The organism is Acinetobacter sp. Root1280 (assembly GCF_001425285.1).
Taxonomy (GTDB): Bacteria; Pseudomonadota; Gammaproteobacteria; order Pseudomonadales; family Moraxellaceae; genus Acinetobacter; species Acinetobacter guillouiae.
The window spans coordinates 207,378-226,079 of sequence record NZ_LMED01000003.1; the positions used below are offsets into that span (position 1 = coordinate 207,378).

The 18,702-nt window shown below is 38.4% G+C and carries 20 protein-coding genes; 9 read left to right on the plus strand and 11 right to left on the minus strand.

Going from position 1 to position 18,702, the window contains the following annotated elements:
- Window positions 1–102 precede the first annotated feature (102 nt).
- The 8 genes from ASC84_RS05400 (at window position 103) to ygiD (ending at window position 7,419) form a co-directional block, all read left to right on the plus strand.
- Window positions 103–753, plus strand: a complete 651-nt coding sequence (locus tag ASC84_RS05400; RefSeq protein WP_004725962.1) for a phosphoribosylanthranilate isomerase — start codon at window positions 103–105, stop codon at window positions 751–753.
- Window positions 737–1,978 carry a tryptophan synthase subunit beta gene (gene trpB / locus ASC84_RS05405; RefSeq protein WP_004725964.1) on the plus strand — a complete coding sequence of 414 codons (1,242 nt, stop codon included), beginning with the start codon at window positions 737–739 and terminating at the stop codon, window positions 1,976–1,978. The genes ASC84_RS05400 and trpB overlap by 17 nt, the downstream gene beginning before the upstream one ends.
- A gap of 152 nt (window positions 1,979–2,130) precedes the next feature.
- On the plus strand, window positions 2,131–2,850 hold the full coding sequence (locus tag ASC84_RS05410) for a CPBP family intramembrane glutamic endopeptidase (protein WP_056512353.1): 720 nt from the start codon (window positions 2,131–2,133) through the stop codon (window positions 2,848–2,850).
- Between the two features lie 9 nt (window positions 2,851–2,859).
- Window positions 2,860–3,393, plus strand: coding sequence for a DUF1543 domain-containing protein (locus ASC84_RS05415; protein ID WP_056512356.1), 534 nt, complete (start codon window positions 2,860–2,862; stop codon window positions 3,391–3,393).
- Between the two features lie 200 nt (window positions 3,394–3,593).
- Window positions 3,594–3,782: a hypothetical protein gene (locus ASC84_RS05420; RefSeq protein WP_004725970.1), complete on the plus strand. Its 189-nt coding sequence runs from the start codon at window positions 3,594–3,596 to the stop codon at window positions 3,780–3,782.
- A gap of 342 nt (window positions 3,783–4,124) precedes the next feature.
- A complete protein-coding gene (locus ASC84_RS05425) occupies window positions 4,125–5,768 on the plus strand; it encodes a nitrite/sulfite reductase (RefSeq protein ID WP_034612410.1) in 1,644 nt (547 codons plus the stop codon).
- Window positions 5,761–6,246, plus strand: a complete 486-nt coding sequence (locus ASC84_RS05430) for a DUF934 domain-containing protein (protein WP_056512359.1) — start codon at window positions 5,761–5,763, stop codon at window positions 6,244–6,246. The genes ASC84_RS05425 and ASC84_RS05430 overlap by 8 nt, the downstream gene beginning before the upstream one ends.
- 318 nt (window positions 6,247–6,564) lie before the next feature.
- Entirely contained in the window at window positions 6,565–7,419 is an 855-nt protein-coding gene (ygiD, locus tag ASC84_RS05435) for a 4,5-DOPA dioxygenase extradiol (RefSeq protein ID WP_004725976.1), read from the plus strand.
- A gap of 183 nt (window positions 7,420–7,602) precedes the next feature.
- Here the strand turns inward: ygiD and ASC84_RS05440 are convergent, their stop codons facing one another.
- From ASC84_RS05440 to ASC84_RS05455, 4 genes are all read right to left on the minus strand, one after another.
- Complete coding sequence (locus tag ASC84_RS05440) at window positions 7,603–8,223, minus strand: rhomboid family intramembrane serine protease (RefSeq protein WP_004725978.1); 621 nt, start codon at window positions 8,221–8,223, stop codon at window positions 7,603–7,605.
- An 83-nt stretch (window positions 8,224–8,306) separates the two neighbouring features.
- Window positions 8,307–8,747 (minus strand): VOC family protein, encoded by a 441-nt coding sequence (locus tag ASC84_RS05445; RefSeq protein WP_056512360.1) that lies wholly within the window; start codon window positions 8,745–8,747, stop codon window positions 8,307–8,309.
- A gap of 143 nt (window positions 8,748–8,890) precedes the next feature.
- Complete coding sequence (locus ASC84_RS05450) at window positions 8,891–9,826, minus strand: mechanosensitive ion channel family protein (protein ID WP_004725982.1); 936 nt, start codon at window positions 9,824–9,826, stop codon at window positions 8,891–8,893.
- A 14-nt stretch (window positions 9,827–9,840) separates the two neighbouring features.
- Window positions 9,841–10,662 carry a hypothetical protein gene (locus ASC84_RS05455; RefSeq protein ID WP_004725984.1) on the minus strand — a complete coding sequence of 274 codons (822 nt, stop codon included), beginning with the start codon at window positions 10,660–10,662 and terminating at the stop codon, window positions 9,841–9,843.
- A 111-nt stretch (window positions 10,663–10,773) separates the two neighbouring features.
- Between ASC84_RS05455 and gspE the strand changes: the two genes are divergently transcribed.
- Window positions 10,774–12,261 (plus strand): type II secretion system ATPase GspE, encoded by a 1,488-nt coding sequence (gene gspE / locus ASC84_RS05460; protein ID WP_004725986.1) that lies wholly within the window; start codon window positions 10,774–10,776, stop codon window positions 12,259–12,261.
- A gap of 66 nt (window positions 12,262–12,327) precedes the next feature.
- On the opposite strand, the gene ASC84_RS05465 is transcribed toward gspE, so the two are convergent.
- The 7 genes from ASC84_RS05465 to ASC84_RS05495 all read right to left on the minus strand — a co-directional run bounded on the left by ASC84_RS05465 (window position 12,328) and on the right by ASC84_RS05495 (window position 18,136).
- Window positions 12,328–13,422, minus strand: a complete 1,095-nt coding sequence (locus ASC84_RS05465) for a hypothetical protein (protein WP_056512363.1) — start codon at window positions 13,420–13,422, stop codon at window positions 12,328–12,330.
- Window positions 13,423–13,555: 133 nt separating this feature from the next.
- Complete coding sequence (locus tag ASC84_RS05470) at window positions 13,556–13,981, minus strand: organic hydroperoxide resistance protein (protein ID WP_004817050.1); 426 nt, start codon at window positions 13,979–13,981, stop codon at window positions 13,556–13,558.
- A gap of 89 nt (window positions 13,982–14,070) precedes the next feature.
- Window positions 14,071–14,508 carry a MarR family winged helix-turn-helix transcriptional regulator gene (locus tag ASC84_RS05475; RefSeq protein WP_034612440.1) on the minus strand — a complete coding sequence of 146 codons (438 nt, stop codon included), beginning with the start codon at window positions 14,506–14,508 and terminating at the stop codon, window positions 14,071–14,073.
- Between the two features lie 87 nt (window positions 14,509–14,595).
- The gene (locus ASC84_RS05480) at window positions 14,596–15,420 is read right to left on the minus strand and encodes a carbon-nitrogen hydrolase family protein (protein ID WP_056512366.1); all 825 of its coding nucleotides are present in this window, start codon (window positions 15,418–15,420) and stop codon (window positions 14,596–14,598) included.
- Window positions 15,421–15,452: 32 nt separating this feature from the next.
- Complete coding sequence (gene gigB, locus ASC84_RS05485; RefSeq protein WP_016539397.1) at window positions 15,453–15,977, minus strand: anti-anti-sigma factor GigB; 525 nt, start codon at window positions 15,975–15,977, stop codon at window positions 15,453–15,455.
- Window positions 15,978–16,090: 113 nt separating this feature from the next.
- Window positions 16,091–17,059, minus strand: a complete 969-nt coding sequence (gene gigA / locus ASC84_RS05490; protein ID WP_004725998.1) for an RsbU family protein phosphatase GigA — start codon at window positions 17,057–17,059, stop codon at window positions 16,091–16,093.
- Between the two features lie 123 nt (window positions 17,060–17,182).
- Window positions 17,183–18,136, minus strand: a complete 954-nt coding sequence (locus ASC84_RS05495; protein ID WP_004726001.1) for a VacJ family lipoprotein — start codon at window positions 18,134–18,136, stop codon at window positions 17,183–17,185.
- Window positions 18,137–18,702: the final 566 nt, after the last annotated feature.

Below are 18,702 nucleotides of genomic sequence, written 5' to 3' on the forward strand. Positions count from 1 at the left end.
ATCCTATAGAACTTTAACGCAAGTGAATAAATTTGCTTTACAATGATTTGCTTAAAATACTGAAAAAATCAGTTTGGTCTGAACAAATTCGAGTTCAAAGCTATGCGTACCCGTGCCAAAATTTGTGGGATTACACGACCACAGGATATTCAAGCTGCTGTACAAGCAGGTGTGGATGCGATTGGTTTTGTGTTTTATGAACCTAGTCCACGTTATGTCACGATTGAATTGGCTCAGCAATTGGCACAACTTATTCCACCGTATATCAACATTGTTGGATTATTTGTCAATGCCAGCGCACAAGACATTGCACAAGTATTAGAACAAGTGCCTTTGGATATTATTCAGTTTCATGGTGATGAAACTGCACAACAATGCCAGCAGATCGCACAGTATAATAAGCGCCGTTGGTACAAAGCGATTCAGATTAAACCTGATGCAAAAAATTCAGATATTATTACGACAATTCAGCAATACCAACAGGCTGGCGCGAGTGCTATGCTTTTAGACGCATGGCATCCTGAACTGAAAGGAGGGACTGGACACAGTTTTGACTGGTCTCAATTCCCTAAACTCGATATTGCTTTAATTTTGGCAGGTGGTTTAAAACCTGAAAATATTGAAGACGCTATACAAACGACTCAAGCGTATGCAGTCGATGTCAGCGGAGGCGTAGAATCCGCAAAAGGTATCAAAGACCAACAACTCGTAGAACGATTTATGCAAGGAGTCCAACGTGGATCAGCAAAGTAATCAACAAAATAGTGTGATTGACTATACCCAATTCCCAGATCAAAACGGGCATTTCGGTATCCATGGCGGACGTTTTGTGTCAGAAACTTTAATGGCAGCTTTAGAGGATTTAGAGAAACTCTATTTCCGTATGAAAGATGATGCGCAGTTTCTGGCAGAATTCGACCGTGATCTCGCTTATTATGTCGGACGTCCTAGTCCGCTTTACTATGCTGAGCGATGGTCGAAAGAGTTGGGTGGTGCGCAAATTTATCTTAAACGTGAAGACTTAAATCATACAGGCTCACATAAGGTCAATAACACCATTGGTCAGGCGCTACTTGCGAAGCTTTCTGGCAAAAAACGTATTATTGCGGAAACGGGTGCAGGTCAACATGGTGTGGCAACTGCAACAATTGCCGCGCGTTTAGGTCTTGAGTGTGTGGTATTCATGGGTGCTGAAGACGTAAAACGTCAGGCCATGAATGTCTACCGTATGCGCTTGCTTGGCGCAACAGTTGTGCCTGTAGAAAGTGGTTCTAAAACATTAAAAGATGCCATGAACGAAGCGATGCGTGACTGGGTAACCAATGTAGATTCGACTTACTACGTGATTGGTACGGTTGCAGGTCCACATCCATATCCGCAATTGGTACGTGATTTCCAGTCGATTATTGGACGTGAAGCACGTAAACAAATTCAAGAGCAAGCAGGTCGTTTACCAGATGCTTTGGTTGCATGTGTCGGCGGTGGTTCAAATGCAATGGGCTTGTTCTATCCATTCTTAAATGATCAAGATGTTAAAATGTACGGTGTTGAAGCCGCAGGTTTAGGCATTGAAACAGGGAAACATTCTGCGCCATTAAATGCAGGCCATGTTGGCGTTTTACATGGTAACCGTACTTATTTAATGTCAGATGAGCAAGGTCAGATTATTGAAACACATTCAATCTCTGCAGGTTTGGATTATCCTGGTGTAGGTCCTGAACATAGTTTCTTAAAAGACATGCATCGTGTGAATTATGTGCCAATTAATGATACAGAAGCACTTCAAGGCTTCCGTGATTTGACTCATATTGAAGGGATTATTCCTGCATTGGAAAGTTCACATGCAATGGCTTATGTGACTAAACTCGCGCCAACAATGTCGAAGGATCAAATTATTATTGCGACGGTATCGGGTCGTGGTGACAAAGACTTAATGACTGTTGCACGTATTGATGGTGTTGAAATGGTCGAGATGTAATTCATCTTACTCGATCAATTTAAAAGCCTCTTTTATAGAGGCTTTTTTATTTCTGGACTAGACAGGATCATGGGGAAACTCTACAAAAAGCACATGGAAATCATGAGCTAAATTACCCAGAATTTACCAAAAATAATCGGTTAATTTTTTATATGCGTTTTTTACAACGGGTTCGAGCTGAACCTTTTCCTGAAAAAATTGCCTGGGGATGGAAAGACACATTTGCGATTTGTATCATCCCTTTAATTATTTTAAATGGCTTTATTTTAGAAAAAATATTTGGAATCTCGATAGCTGTTAGTCTGGGCGATACCATTTTAAGAGGCGTGCTGTTTATTTTAGTGTGCTACTTATATAAGGAAATGTTGCTTACGCATTGGCAAAAGTATAAACAGGCCTTTTGGCGCTCAAGTGTCTTAGTGGTGGTTGGTGCAATCGTGCTACAAGTGGTGATCTCACTGACACGTCAGCTTTTACCCCTCGGGCCGAGTACACAAGAAAAAAGCCTGATTGATCCTGAACATATTCCTTTTCTCAGTCTGTTGATCATTAGCTTGGGTCCACTATTTACTGCGCTTTTAGAAGATATTGTGTTTCGCTATACTTTATTGCAAAAGTTATTTATCCAACCGTGGTTATGGCGCATTGTACTGATTATATTGAACTCTATATTATTTGGTTTGATCCATTATCATAATTTTGACGGAAATTTAATCGCGACAATCAGCTTTATGAGTGCAGGTTTATTTTTAAATCTGATCTATTTGTGGACACGCAATATTTGGCATGTATTACTCATTCATTTTTTGAACAATGCCGTATTATCTGTGGGTGGGATTTTATTATTAAAACTTGTTCAAACATTAACTTAGTGACTGAATATGTCTAGTTTATTTATCGTTATGTTGGGTGGCCGTCATGCACGTGCCAATGTTGAAGTTCATGATGTGGTTCTTGCCGTAGGCGATTCACTTGAAGAGGTTTATCCTCAATTAAAAAATGCGTGGTTTGGTGAGCAACAGGGCTTACACATCGACGCATGGCAAAAATTACAGGCTTTAGTGTTTGAAAATAAGAAATATCAAATACATTTTACTGATGCGCAACCGAATGCATCAGATCAGAAGCTTTGGCTAATTAATTTAGGCGGCTATGATGTAAATGAGTTTGGTGAGTTACACCGCTATATCCTGATTGTTGCTCAAGATGCGATTGAAGCGAAAGCCAAGGGTAAACAGCATTTTGCAGGGCATTGGCAAAAACCACATACCGATCGAGTTTTAGAGGTAGATGATTGTCTGGCGATAGATCAGGTATATGGCCGTTATGTGCAATTGATTGAAGTAGATTTGAATGCTGATTCTCATGCAGAGCTTGACCAAAGTGTTTGGGAGAATACCTATTTGACCATCTGAGTTGTCATCGCTTGATCTGCTTAAAAAGGGCGCTGTATTGCAGCCTTAAAAGATTAAGCGGATCTTAATTTTAAAAAATTGACATCAATCATTGCATTGCTCTCTCATAATCTAGTCAGTGTAACAACAGAAACTTCGCAATGTTTTCAACAAGTTTACATAGACTAAAAACTCAAACAAAACACTGCGGAGTGTGATCAATGAGCGGTTTATTAGACGAGTTAGGTAAAATTGCAGGTGCAGTGATTGCTGAGCAAAGTGTCGATACGTTAGATCCTGATGCTGGCTTTCTAGAAAAAGCAGCTGGCGCATTTGCAGGTTATGAAGCCGCAAAAATTGCCGAAGACAAACTAGAAAATAGTGATGAGCAGCAGAAAGCAGAGGATTAACTCAAGATCGCTAAACTCAGCTTTGGGCATTGATCTTAATCAATCCTGTGTACATATCAATAAGCTACAGGGTTGAATAAGTTCAGTATCGGGATGACAGCTGTGATCAAAGAGAGGGCATATTCGATATGCTCTTTTTATTATCTAAAATAAAGATAAGCAATGAAGAAAATCATCCATAACGTAATAAAAGCATGCTTTGCCCGTAAAGCATTGCCAATTCGATCTTTGCACAATGCTTATCAATAAAACCGCTATAAAATATGGAAAAAAAGCATTTCTTTGATAGATCAATACTCGTTATATTGTGCATCGTTATAATGAAACTACTAGCTGTACGCCATGTATTTATATACTGATTTCGATCAGCAACTGATCAATGAACGTGTTGCACAATTCCGTGATCAAACGGAACGTTATTTAGCTGGAAAACTCACTGAAGATGAGTATCGTCCATTACGATTACAAAATGGTTTATACGTACAGCGTTATGCGCCAATGCTACGTATTGCTGTACCTTACGGTTTAATGAACTCTAAACAATTACGTAAAGTTTCAGAGCTTGCCAAAGAATATGACCGTGGTTATGCACACGTTTCGACACGTCAGAACATTCAGTTTAACTGGCCTGCGCTAGAAAATGTGCCTGATATGCTTGAAGGTTTAGCTTCTGTTCAGATGCATGCGATCCAAACTTCAGGAAACTGTATCCGTAATACCACAACAGACCAATACGCTGGTGTTGTTGCTGGGGAAATTGCAGATCCACGCCCGACGTGTGAATTGATTCGTCAGTGGTCTACATTCCATCCTGAGTTTGCATTTTTACCGCGTAAGTTCAAAATTGCAGTTTCCGCACTTGAAGAAATTGATCGTGCAGCAACTTCATTCCATGACATTGGGGTGTATTTAACTCGTAATGAAGCAGGTGAGTTGGGTTATAAAATCAAAGTGGGTGGTGGCCTAGGTCGTACACCTATCATTGGTTCTATGATTCGTGAGTGGTTGCCACGTGAAGATTTAATTGCTTATTTAGAAGCGGTTCTGCGTGTTTATAACTTGCATGGTCGCCGTGACAATAAATATAAAGCTCGTATTAAAATTTTGGTTAAAGCATTAACACCACAAGTTTTTGCTGAAAAAGTTGAAGCTGAATTTGCTGAAACAATTAAAACCTTGAAAGTTCAACCTGAAATTTTGCAAAAATTAGACGAAGAGTTTATGCCGTTTGATTATCAAAATTATGTAGATGAAGATTTCAGTGGCTTATTTGCTGAATATCCAAAGTTTAAACAGTGGTTCAATATTAATACCAATGCACATAAAGTTGCAGGCTATCGTATTGTCACTATTTCACTGAAACGTGCGGGTATTGCACCAGGTGATATGACTGTTGAAGAAATGAATTTGATTGCAGATCTTGCAGACAAATATACATTTGGTGAATTACGGACCACACACGAACAAAATATTTCATTGGTTGATGTACCACAGAAAGATTTATTTGAATTGTGGCAAACGCTTGAAAAGAATAATCTTGCTCGGGCACATATTGGTTTTATTACCGATATCATTTGCTGCCCAGGTGGTGACTTCTGTTCATTGGCAAATGCGAAATCTATTCCGATTTCTGAAGCCATTACACGCCGTTTTGATGATTTAGATACAGTCTATAACTTAGGCCATATCGACTTGAACATTTCAGGTTGTATGAATGCTTGTGGTCATCACCATGTCGGCAATATTGGTATTTTGGGTGTGGATAAAAAAGGCGCTGAATTCTATCAAATTACCTTGGGTGGAAATGCAGACCATGACGCTTCAATTGGTGATATTTTAGGACCATCATTTGCAGCAGAATCTGTACCTGACATTATTGATGAAATTTTAAATACTTATCTTGATCTTCGTAACGAAGGTGAAGAATTTATTGAAACTTATCGCCGAGTGGGTATTCAACCTTTTAAGGAGCGCGCATATGCTTAATACCGCACTTCAAGTCCTCTCTAAAGATGGCACTGTTGCAGACAATACCTATCAAATCATTGCTGAAGATGGAGTATTGCCACAAGGTGATGTGTTGTTGACCGTTGAGCAGCTGGATCAGCTTGCGAATGTGACGGGGAAAAAAGCACTATTTCTTACCGTAGATGCTTCACCTGAAACCAATGCGTTTCCATTAGATCAGTTAGATGCGATCTTTATTGATTTCGCAGGTTTTAATGATGGTCGTGGTTATTCATTTGCTGCGTTGTTACGTCGCCAAGGCTATACAGGCGATCTTCGGGCAACAGGCGATGTGTTTAAAGATGTTTTGAACTATATGAAGCGTTCTGGTTTCGATACTTTTGTTGTGAAAGAAGGTAAAGATATCCATGAGGCAGCAGCAGGTTTAGGTGATTTTACTCATCCTTACCAAGCCTCTACAGCTGTACCAAAAGCACATTATCAAACAGGTGCTTGATTGCTCTAAGTACTGATTTTGAAATGAAAGCCGAACGAAAGTTCGGCTTTTTATTGTTCTCAAGTTAAAGCTGGTGTAGCCATTGCTTATTATGAATATGATATGAACGATATAAATTGGTATTCGGCTTTATTTGTATCGTGCCCAAATCAATATTGATTCAACATAAGATCATCTGTTAGTAAAACCTTTCTCTGATTAAAACTATTGATAAAAATTTCATCGTTGCATTTTTGCAATGTTGTAGGCTGGAAAAGTCTATATATCTACAACAATGAACAGCAGATAATTAAACAAAGATGATTCATGGTGGATGAAATGTTAAATCAAACAATGGGTGACTTATCGCTACTCAAAGGCTGGAACGCAACTTTACCCAATACTGAAGTCATGCCTGTACTATTTTTGGGACATGGTTCACCCATGAATGCGATTCAAACCAATGATTTTACCCGTACTTGGAACAGCATTGGTGCAGAAATGGACGTACAGCCCACAGCAATTTTATGTATTTCCGCACATTGGCTTACCCAAGGTGGTACTGCCGTCACTGCAATGCAACAACCGAAAACCATTCATGATTTTGGTCGTTTTCCTCAAGCTTTGTTTGATGTGCAATATCCTGCTACTGGAAATAAAGCTTTGGTTGAGGCAACAACTGAAGCAATTCACAGTATAGAAATTCATCATGATCATAGTTGGGGATTAGATCACGGAACATGGGGCGTGTTATGTCATGTATTCCCACAAGCCAATATTCCTGTTGTTCAATTGAGTGTCGACTATAGTCAAGGTGCCCAATATCATTATGACTTGGCTAAACAATTAGCGCAGTTACGTCGTAAAGGGGTATTGATTGTTGCCAGTGGTAATCTCGTACATAACCTAAGCAAAATTGCCTTTGATAAATTTGATGATCATTATGGTTATGATTGGGCTTTAGAAGCTGATGCAAAGATGAAAAATTTCTTAGCCACGCATAACCATCAAGCTTTAATTGACTGGCAAAAGCAAGGTGCTGAGTTTTTATTGTCGATCCCCACACCTGATCACTATTATCCGATGTTATATGCCTTAGGCTTACAGGAAGAGAAAGATGAGTTACATATTTTTAATGATCAAGCCGTTGCTGGTTCATTAACCATGACCTCATTTCGACTTGATCAACATTAATTTCAAATGTTAAGAATATAAAAGTTGGGTCTAAGGATTCAACTTTTATAGTATTGATGAGATTGAGTTAGTCGTATTTATTCTCTCAAGATAGAACGCTTTTAAGATCATTGCGCAATTTTCAAATATTGAGGTCTTACTTCCTTACAGAGCAGTTTAGATATCACTGAATCCATATGAAATTTAGAATAATGGCGAATTAATAAATTTATAGAAAAATGCTGTAGCTAATGATGGTTCTAACAGTAAAGGAAATAAGAAACCATAGATTGCACCAGCAATATGCGCGCGGTGGTCGATTAATGGCGAATGTCCTGAACGGATTGCATACAGGCTATAGCATAAATAAATCGTGCCAAAAATAATCGCGGGCACAGGTAAAATATAGATATAAATCATGCCCCAAGGATTAAACAGAATCGCACTAAATAATACTGCATTAACGGCACCCGAAGCCCCTAAACTTCGGTATGAATTTAGGGTTCGATTATGCAAATAGCTGGGAATCGCAGCAATGATGATAGCGCTACAATAAAATAAGACAAAGCCCATACCACTTAAGTAATCACGGAAAAACCATTCAACATTTCGCCCAAAGAAGTACAAGGTAAACATATTGAAAAATAAATGCATACCATCTTTATGGATAAAACCATGGGTTAAAAAGCGATCATATTGACCATGCTTAATCGCTGAAACATTGAAAATCAAACGATTCATTACATTGCGTTGCTGCCAAGCAATAAAAGAAATCGCAAGTGTGATTAAAATAATCAGAAGGGTATGGGTAAGACCAGTGATCATATTGTTATAAATGACGTTGTTATCGTAATAGCAATATAACCTATATCATTGTCAATCAATAGGCTATCGCAATATTCTGTTCATTATCCTTCACTCAGTTGACAGTTCACCATCCAGCGAATACCAAACTGATCGGTGAAAGCACCATATAAAGCACCCCAAAATGTAGGTTCTAGTGCCATTTCAATATGACCATTGGTAGAGAGTGCTGTAAATAATCGCTGAGCTTCATCCGCTTCGTGAGCTTCTAAGTTGATTGAAATATAATGGTTGGTGCCTTTGCTAAATGGCGCACTATTAGGTGCACAGAACTGCTCGCTGGTGTCTGAACCCATCAATACAGTAAATTCATTAATCGGCAGAGAAACATGTAAAATATAGTTTTTCTCTTGGTCTGGCACTTGGACATCGGGCAGTTCGGAATAACGTTTTAAAAATGAAAATTCACCGCCAAAAACAGATTTATAAAAATTAAAAGCAGCTTCCGTCTGACCTTCAAAGTTTAAATAGTGATTAAGTTGCATTGTGATTGTCCATTTTGTTGTTTTGAAGTGATTAATTTATCAGCTGATGGTTTAAAACTTGATGAATATTTTGTAATTGAAAACAAAAATCCCTCAATCATAAATGAGGGACTTTTGTTTTCTAGGTTATCGCTTTGGTCTGCTTAAAGCTGTTTATCTTGTTGTTGCTCTAATTTTAAATCCTGTTTATTGGCATAACCATCAATATCTTCATTTTGCAGAACTTCATTGGGATTTGGACGATCTACAAAGCCAATTTTAGGTACAGGGATTTCAATCTGATTTTCCACAAAACGATTGCGGATTAACTCATGAATTTCATCTTTGACTTGTAGATAGTTTGCTTGCATACACCACAGCGCAAATAAAATTTCAATGGAGGATTCTCCAAAGGCTGAAACAGTCACACGCGGTTTAGGATCTGCTAAAACCAACGGGTAATCGTTGGCGACATCAATTAAAACTTCACGGACTTTATTGATATTTTCATTGAAGTTAATTGCAACCGTAATCGACAATCGCCGTATCGGGAATTTTGATAGGTTATGTACGGGGGCGCGAATCAATTGCTCATTGGGGAGGCGCACATAGACATTGTCCATGGTCAAAAGCTTCACGGAAAGTAAATCAATCGAAATCACCTCACCTTCAATGGTATGTCCACGAATCAGAGTGATTTGAATGGTATCGCCAACTTCGAATGAACCTTCGCCAATTAAAAATAAGCCACTGATTAAATTTGATGCTGAAGTTTGTGAGGCAAAGCCTAATGCAACAGTTAAAATCCCTGCTGCACCTAAAAATACGCTGAGTTTAAAGCCTGCTTCTTTTAAGCTGGCAATCACAAACAGTAAGAAAATAAAATAAAAAATACCTCTACGCCAAACCAAACGTTGATGCGCATTAAAGCGCGCGCCTATGGTACGGATAAAGGTATTGGAAATGACACGTGCCAGTACAAAACCCACAAAGCAGAGGATCAGAGCAACAGCAATTTCACTTAAGCGGTCGACATTTACATTGGTAAAGATGCCTTTTAGGCTATTGGCAATGTCTTTGGGAATATTGGATTCAGCCATTTTTACCTCATCCCTTAGAAAAATGAATCAAACATATTGAACAAAGCGCCACCTGGTGAGCGTGGCGGATGTACATAAATCACTTCGCCGGCCAAAGGTGGTGTACGATTTTCAATTCTTACACGGGCAGGGCGGTCATTGCCTTCATACACGACCTTGATTTGTGATGTCCATAAACGTCCTGTGCTTTCACTATAAAATAAAGGTAGCGCAGGAACAGGCACATTCATACGGTCAAATCGAAGCTGATGACTACTGACATTGTGGAAATCAATCGGTGTTACTGCACGAAAGGCACGTGGACGTAATAAATTTAATTCGGTACGACCATCGACTGAGGTGGCATAACACATTTCGCCTGTGCGGTGATCAGGGCCAAACCATGTATCCTTAGGTAAAATTACAGGAATATCAAATAAGGGTTCTTTTTGGGCTTGCACAAAACCTGAAATCCACAGTGGTGTACTGATATAGAGTGTGCCGCGTTGACCTGCTGGAATATAAATTGGATCAACAGGACGAATCACCACAGAGCGGTCAGCTAAACGGGGCATGAGTTGAAATGCTTTATGGGTCTCGCGAAACATATAACGTTCAACATGTACAGGTTCAGGAAAACCAAAGTTTACATCATGGATTTTATGCCATTGCTGCTCATAGTCATATTGGAATTTTGGACGATAATATTCCAAGCGCCATTCTTGTAAACCACGAGTAATGCGCATCATCATAGAACCAAATTGCCATGCTTTGGATTGGTTCAATTCAAACAGTTGTTCTCCCCACCACTTTAAATCAGGGAGTTCTGGCTCCAGATGTTCTTTCTTCTTAGACAAAAGTGTTTATCCCATTCATAAAATCATCATCAAATCTTTAACAAACAGACTTCACGCTGTCATGAGCATAGAGTACACTCAAAGCAATTTAAATCATTAATATAAGTTGTAATGCAAGTTCTCAAACAATTACAAATACCATATAGTTTTGCAAAACGGCATGGAGTGCTGTTGCGTTATGAAGGTGATCAAGTTTTTATTGTTCGCCGTCAGGATACCGCACAAATTGCGATTCAGGAAGCCCGCCGCTATCTTGGTCGTACAGCACAACATCAATTATGTAATGAAACTGAGTTTAATCACATGCTCAGTTCAAGCTATGCTGGTGAAACGGGCGAATCGCAACAGGTTGCAGCTGGTCTTGAAGATCACCCTGATCTATTGAGTCTGGCCGATCAGATTCCTGAAACTGAAGATTTGATGGATCAGGAAGATGATGCTCCAATCGTGCGACTCATCAATGCTTTATTGTCTGAAGCGATTCGAGTCGGGGCTTCTGATATTCATATTGAAGCTTTTGAAAAGAAATTATCTGTTCGCTTACGGGTAGATGGGCAATTGCGTGAAATCGTACAGCCTCGTCGTGAACTTGCGCCATTGTTGGTATCGCGTATTAAAGTCATGGCAAAACTCGATATTGCGGAAAAACGTATTCCACAAGATGGTCGTATTTCTTTACGTCTTGCAGGACGTGAAGTCGATGTCCGTGTTTCGACCTTGCCATCGTCGCATGGTGAGCGTGTCGTTATGCGTTTGTTGGATAAACAAGCGGGTCGACTCAACATGACTCATTTGGGTTTAATGAAGCCTGACTATGAACGTTTAACGCAATTGGTTCATCGTCCACATGGCATTATTCTTGTCACTGGCCCTACAGGTTCGGGTAAAACGACGACTTTGTATGCTGCGCTTTCTGATTTGAATGACGGCTCTAAAAATATCCTCACGGCTGAAGATCCGATTGAGTATCAACTTGAAGGGATTGGGCAGACTCAAGTGAATACCAAAGTAGATATGACTTTTGCCCGTGCGTTAAAAGCCATGCTGCGTCAAGATCCAGATGTGGTGATGGTGGGTGAGATCCGTGATTTGGAAACGGCTGAAATCGCAGTTCAAGCGTCTTTAACAGGTCACTTGGTTTTATCTACGCTACATACCAATACGGCAATTGGTGCTGTGACCCGTTTAAAAGATATGGGAATTGAACCCTTCTTATTATCCAGTTCATTGATTGGGGTGATTGCCCAGCGTTTAGTTCGGACATTGTGTTCTCATTGTCATACATGGCGTGAAGCTGATGACTTTGAAAAAGATGTGTTTAAACCTGTGAGTCTGGAATCCAATTTAAAACTGCCTGTGCCGAATGGTTGTGATTTTTGTTCCCATACGGGCTTTACAGGACGTACTGCGATTTATGAAATTGTACCGATTGATGAGCAGATGCGCCGTTTGATTCATGGCAATGCAGCAGAGTATGAACTTGAAGAATATGCCCGTAAAGATGCAGGTTCAATTCGAGATGATGGTTTACGTAAAGTATTGGCGGGTAAAACCACAATGGAAGAGGTTTTACGTGTCACCAATGAAGCGGCTGAATGATGATCTTTTTAAGTGAAAAGATGTGCTAGTTAAACACATCTTTTCACTTTTGATATATGGAATAGTTTATTTGTCTAAAATATCTTTTATTTCTTTGGTCAATCTTTCATGAAAATCTTCCAATGTCATTTTTTTAAAAAAACGATGCCTTTGAATATATGGCAGAGCTTCATCAACTAATTGATCATATAAAGGATCATTCATATATTTCGCAAACACCAAACGAGAAATAACCCCTAAACCCGTAATATATTGCTTTTCATCACCATGATTTACCCACTGATTTAAAGTATTTAAATTTTTATGCTTTTCTGCATCATAAATTAAGAAATCATAAACCTGTTGAAGGACAAATTGTAATTGACTAGGATCATCAAAATGACTGGCTTCACCTTCAACACCATGAATATTTGGAAAATATTGTAAAGTGTAATTATTTATATAATGTGTTCTGACTATCCTAATTGCTTTCTGGGTTGAAATTTGTATATAACTTGATAGCGTTATTTCACTATATGTAGTTACATTTTTTTTATTTGCACATAGAATTAAAATACTCTCATATATTAAGTCATTAAAATCCCTATAATAACTATGTTTTTTTGTATATTGATTATTTTTAACAGACTCATTGAATTTTAATGATTTTTTATTAATTTTTAACCATTCTTTTGCAAATACTATCAACTTATCTCCATTCTCTGGAATAGCTTTAAATTGCAATAATTGTTCTTTGGTAATGGGATTAACTGCACCCAACATTTCCTCAATACTTTCTTGATCAGGAAAAATAACATCTTGACTAAAAAACACATAATGTTTTGCATCAAAAGCAACGAGCTTATGTTTACGTAATGTTTCGACTAATATTTTATAAAGATATTTACTCTTTTCTTGTAAATGTTCAATCACAAAAACATTTGATGAAAAATTAAAGAAACCTTGTACTTTAGTAAAAAATTGGATTATTTCTTCATCAAAATTCTCAGCAAGTTCAGGGCTTGTGACAATTTGTTCAACATCTAACAACCAGCTTTTTAAGTTTTCAGTGAAACCTAAATCTTGAGGATTGGTTGCAAAAAATTCAGCTTGTTCTAATGTGGAAATTGTTTTTTGCGGATGATGTTGAGTTGCATCCCATACATAAAATAATGCTGCCATTCTTATAAGCTCGGTTGTAATTATTTGCCTAATATAGTGTATCTTTTTTATTCTAAAAAATATTTTTTATAAATTTATTCGAGATTTAAGCATCTACCTCAAAACATACTTGATTTGAGGTAGAAACAATAAATTAAACAATCACATTTAACGTAACATCAATATTGCCACGAGTCGCATTTGAATATGGGCAAACGATATGTGCAGCATCTACTAACTTTTGTGCTTCTTCTTGCTCTAAACCTTCTAAATGAATATTTAAAGTCACTTGAATACCAAAACCAGTAGCGATTGGACCAATACCAACATCACCTTCGATATAAACATCTGGGGTAATTTTCAAATGATCACGATTCGCAACAAATTTCATCGCACCAAGGAAGCAAGCAGAATAACCTGCTGCAAAAAGTTGTTCAGGATTGGTACCACCACCAGCACCACCCATTTCTTTAGGCACTGCTAATTTAACATCTAAAATTCCGTCTGATGATGTTGCACGACCATCACGACCGCCAGTTGCTTTTGCATGTGCTGTATAAACTACTTTTTCTAAAGACATCGGAAACCATCCATTTTTGATTGCGTTCAATTATATCGTATACGATATAAATATTTAAACAAGTAGCGTTTGTGTAAAATTTGATAACTTTATTTTGAAATGTTTTCGCGTAAGTTTGAAAGAAGATCTTTCAATTGAGTAATGCTGTCTAAATCACAGGCACTGGCTTGAGCAACTTGTAACGGAATATCCACGGCTTTTAATTTTAGCGCATGGCCCTGAACAGTGAGGCTAATAATCACTTGACGTTCATCTTTCGTAGAACGTTCGCGGTTAACAATACCATTACTTTGTAATTTTTTGAGTAAGGGGGTCAGGGTAGATGATTCTAAAAAGAGTTTTTCACCGATTTCAGATACAGTTAGACCATCTTTTTCCCAAAGCACTAACATAACTAAATACTGTGGATAGGTCAGTCCTAGTGGTGTGAGTAATTTACGATAAAGTTGATTTAATGCTAAGTTTGTAGAGTAAACAAGAAAGCAGAGTTGATGATCAAGATTTAAGTTTGAATAGTCTTGTTGCATGCTTGTCTCGTGAAGATATTACGCCTCACAAGTATAACGTTGTTTTGTCTCGTTCAGGAAATAAAAGTCATTAATGGCAATACAGGCTTAGAATGACATCAATTTGCGATGTTGCATTAAAGGCATTGATTCACGAATTGAGCGCTGCTCATTCAAGTCAAAAGGAACCGTCATCAATTGCGCGCCTTCTGCATCTGTAATCGCTAAAATCTGCCCACGACTATTGGTTGCACCAGCATGTCCCCAGGTTTGACGTTTTTCACCATGCCAACCTTGTTGTGCTGCACCTAAAACATGACATTGACTGTCCATCGCACGTGCTTGAAGTAATAACTGCCAATGCATTTGACCTGTGGTATAGGTAAATGCAGCTGGTGCAGTCAAAATATTTGCCCCTTGCGATCGCAAGGTGAGAGCAAGTTCTGGAAAACGTAAGTCGTAGCAAACCATCAAACCGATTTGTCCAAAAGGTGTTTTCGCGACAACAATATCACTGCCTGGTTCAAAAAACTGAGATTCTTGATACCCGCCAACAGCGTCACCCACTTGTACATCAAACAAGTGAATTTTGTCATAACGTGCTTCAGTACCTTCTGGACTGATACATAGGCTGACAGTACGAACTCGACCGTCAGCAATAATTGAACCATCTGGACGGAAAGGGCAAGGCAATGTCCCTGCAACAATCCATATTTGATAATGATGTGCTAAGTTTTCTAAACGCTTTTGAATTTCTTCAAAACGTGCAGCAGTTTCCCGTTGTTTACCTGCGGCAAAGCAGACAAAATTTTCAGGAAACACAATCAAAGATGCGCCATCAGCTTTACTTTGTTGTATCAACGACTCAATCACACTGAAGTTTGCTTCAATGTCATTTTGAGAGTTCATTTGAACAACGGAAAGTAAAGTCATGGGCTATCCCTGATAAAGCAATTTTGAAATTATTAAGCGTTTTGCTGGTTTGAAGATACACATTCCATTGTATCTTGCTGCTTTTCAAGTTGTTTAACTAATGGCTCGAACATATTTTGGTTGTTTTCATTGAGCTTCATTAATGTTTTGTGTGCATCGAGAACGGTACACAGCATTGTGCTGTGATTAACGTTATCGTCAATCAAAGCATTGGTGCACACTTGAGGGTCACCACAGTAATTTAAAATGACAAAAACCTGCCCTAAGCCCATGCTATTGGCTAGAGTGGTAATATCTGGATTTGTGGACAGCATCACCGCTTGGATGTGGTGTACTTGTTTCAACTTTAAGCCAAGCTTGGCAAGTATTCCAAGAACTGTACTATCAATAAATGTGGTTTGGGTTAAATCAACAATTGCGCCAATGACGTTTTTCTGTTGTTCAATCCTTGCCAAAAGTTTGTCTAAACTAATACAAGATTGGGCTCGCACTTCACCAATAAGTTTGAAAATATGCGTTCCATTCAAGCTTGCATATTCAACATGACCTGTTGACATATAAATGCCATTTGCAGAGAAGGATAGGAAAATTATCACATAGCGCAAGTCTATACTCAAGCGTTTGCGTATAGGTTATTAGTCTAATTTATTATATGTATTTGATTATGTTGTTAATTCATTCTGCGGAGACTGAGGATTGCAATGTCATCTGCTACATGTTCTGGTGCGCGGAATGATTGATTTTGCAAATGATAGACCAATTGTGAGAACTGTTCATTCAAACCACCTGAGAATGGTTCAAGGGCACCATCAGAACAAATAATGAACCGCGCATGCTTGGTTAAGGTACATTGGAATTCTTCAACCTCTAAATCTTCTGTGAGTCCTAAAGGAAAACTGCTGGTATTTAAGACACGAGGGGCTTGGTTGGGCTCAAAAATGATGGGGGGAGGGTAATGCCCCGCACTTGACCATTTTAAAGCATGTGTTTCTAGATTTAGAATTCCAGCTAACATCGTGATATGTTTTTCAATATTTTCTTGAACCAGCATACCATTGAGTTTTTTAATCAACTCCCTTGGTGTTTTCGAGCGACCATGAAAGGCAGCCATCCAAGATGTCAGTAACGAGCTGGTTACCCCATGTCCTGACACATCAGCCAAATAGAACATGATCTCTTTATCACTGATTTTCCAGTAGTCATACCAATCACCAGACAAATATGCTGACGGCTGGAAAAGCGTCTCAACTTTATAGTTTTGTAGTTCAATTGGATTTGGAAGAAGTTTCTTTTGTAGTTCTGCAGCAGAAGGTAAATCACGGCTATCTTGATTACGTTTATATTGCGCATCAATTTTTAATAAAGAATCTTCAAGATTGGCTGGAAGCTTGGTCCAGATCCAACCAGCAAGGGCGCCAAGTTCCCATGCTTGAGAAAGTTCGCTTCCTTCATTTTCTTGTGCAATGACAATGGTAGGCAAAGCCCATTGGTATTGTAAAAAATCGTGGACGTCTGCAATTGCAATAATTGTTGGATCATAACGATGAATGTCTTCAATGGTAATCATCTGCAAGCTAGGAAGCGTATCTAATACTTGTTCTAAGCTTGAAATTTGGCGACTGGGTTGAATGAAATACATAGAAGAAATGAATGATCCTTAATCGGTATAAAAGCATTATCCAGTAGATTTACTATAGATGACACCACAATGCTAGTAAAACCATATGAATTACTAGCAAATAAGTTTAACAAAATATTGTGGTTATTTGTCTGCGTTTGTATCAGCAGGACTATTGCTATCATCCTCGTCATCATCTACAAACGCTACAGCTTCCTGTCCACGGCCTTTTTTCTCAGCGATTTGGAATGCTAAACGTTGTAAATAGATATCGCGAATTGCTGAGTAACGATCACCTTGCAATACACTTTCAACATCTAGAAGTTTAGAGCGCGTATTAATCCCACCTAAAGTACGATTACCCCAGATTAAACCTGTTTGATGGTTATTATCCATTGGGTAAGTAAGCGGATTGGCATAACCTTCAGCAACATAATCAGCTGAGTGACGAAGGGTACTTGGTCCTAAAATAGGTAGCATCACATAAGGACCACTTGGAATACCGTAGTAACCTAATGTTGTACCCAAGCTTTCTTCTTCAGTTGCTAAACCTAAGCGAGTTGCAGGATCGGCTAAACCTAGAGAGGTGACTGTGTTAATAGTAAAACGACCTAAGGACTTTGCTGCACGGCTAAAGCGTCCTTGAGCAAGTTGGTTGACCGCATTCCATGGTTCACTTAAGTTTTTACGAAATAAACTATATGAGGAACGTACATCACCTGGCACTTTCTCTTTGTACTGAACTGCGATAGGTCGAGCCACATTACGGTCGATCATGTCATTAAACGCATAAATTTCACGGTTCAATGGTTGAAGTGGATCTTTTACAGCATCTGGTTGTGCTGCATTGGCATTCACTTTTAAGTCATTTTTTGTGATGTTTTTAAGCTCTTTAAGCGCTTCGATTCTTGGATGTTTTGACGTTGCTTCGTTTTCTAGTGTCGAAGAATTCTCTTGAGACGACTTATCATCTGAAACAGAGTCTGTAGAAACCGCATTGTCAGAATTCTCTTGAGTAGATAATTCGTCTTGAGCAAATACATGGCTAGTCAGACCAATGCTAAGTAAACAAGCCCAGAGTACATGATAAGGACGCATAGAATTCCTTGAAATATTCTTAAAGTAAAAGTAGTCAATAACGATATAGCTATATTAAAGACTTCATAATCGTATTCTAACAGCAGTTATTACATATGTATTAAAGCAAATTTGATTAAAAAGTGTGAATAAATATGATAAACGAACAATATTTGTTCGAACAATTAAAATAATTAAAAAAAGGGGTTGTGTTGGGTTGGGAATGCTGTAGAATGCACATCCATCGGCGGTGATGTTAAATAAAACTTCTGATAAATCAGGTACTTGATTAAGTTGTTAAGATTTCGAATTGAGATTTTAAGATGAGNGGGTTGTGTTGGATTGGGAATGCTGTAGAATGCACATCCATCGGCGGTGATGTTAAATAAAACTTCTGATAAATCAGGTACTTGATTAAGTTGTTAAGATTTCGAATTGAGATTTTAAGATAAGGTTAAAGTTGGGTTTATTAGAAAAAATAATTAACATTATTGATTGACTTTTTAGAGATAGAGAGTAGTATAGCCGACCTAGCTTGATGCTGACGAAGCATTGAGAAGATCATTAAGAGAATATGAAGAACAACT

Coding starts and splice junctions, on each gene's coding strand:
- ASC84_RS05400 (WP_004725962.1), top strand. CDS start 103: ATGCGTACCCGTGCCAAAATTTGTGGGATTACACGACCACAGGATATT.
- ASC84_RS05410 (WP_056512353.1), top strand. CDS start 2,131: ATGCGTTTTTTACAACGGGTTCGAGCTGAACCTTTTCCTGAAAAAATT.
- ASC84_RS05415 (WP_056512356.1), top strand. CDS start 2,860: ATGTCTAGTTTATTTATCGTTATGTTGGGTGGCCGTCATGCACGTGCC.
- ASC84_RS05420 (WP_004725970.1), top strand. CDS start 3,594: ATGAGCGGTTTATTAGACGAGTTAGGTAAAATTGCAGGTGCAGTGATT.
- ASC84_RS05425 (WP_034612410.1), top strand. CDS start 4,125: ATGTATTTATATACTGATTTCGATCAGCAACTGATCAATGAACGTGTT.
- ASC84_RS05430 (WP_056512359.1), top strand. CDS start 5,761: ATGCTTAATACCGCACTTCAAGTCCTCTCTAAAGATGGCACTGTTGCA.
- ygiD (WP_004725976.1), top strand. CDS start 6,565: ATGTTAAATCAAACAATGGGTGACTTATCGCTACTCAAAGGCTGGAAC.
- ASC84_RS05440 (WP_004725978.1), bottom strand. CDS start 8,223: ATGATCACTGGTCTTACCCATACCCTTCTGATTATTTTAATCACACTT.
- ASC84_RS05445 (WP_056512360.1), bottom strand. CDS start 8,747: ATGCAACTTAATCACTATTTAAACTTTGAAGGTCAGACGGAAGCTGCT.
- ASC84_RS05450 (WP_004725982.1), bottom strand. CDS start 9,826: ATGGCTGAATCCAATATTCCCAAAGACATTGCCAATAGCCTAAAAGGC.
- gspE (WP_004725986.1), top strand. CDS start 10,774: ATGCAAGTTCTCAAACAATTACAAATACCATATAGTTTTGCAAAACGG.
- ASC84_RS05465 (WP_056512363.1), bottom strand. CDS start 13,422: ATGGCAGCATTATTTTATGTATGGGATGCAACTCAACATCATCCGCAA.
- ASC84_RS05470 (WP_004817050.1), bottom strand. CDS start 13,981: ATGTCTTTAGAAAAAGTAGTTTATACAGCACATGCAAAAGCAACTGGC.
- ASC84_RS05475 (WP_034612440.1), bottom strand. CDS start 14,508: ATGCAACAAGACTATTCAAACTTAAATCTTGATCATCAACTCTGCTTT.
- ASC84_RS05480 (WP_056512366.1), bottom strand. CDS start 15,420: ATGACTTTACTTTCCGTTGTTCAAATGAACTCTCAAAATGACATTGAA.
- gigB (WP_016539397.1), bottom strand. CDS start 15,977: ATGTCAACAGGTCATGTTGAATATGCAAGCTTGAATGGAACGCATATT.
- gigA (WP_004725998.1), bottom strand. CDS start 17,059: ATGTATTTCATTCAACCCAGTCGCCAAATTTCAAGCTTAGAACAAGTA.
- ASC84_RS05495 (WP_004726001.1), bottom strand. CDS start 18,136: ATGCGTCCTTATCATGTACTCTGGGCTTGTTTACTTAGCATTGGTCTG.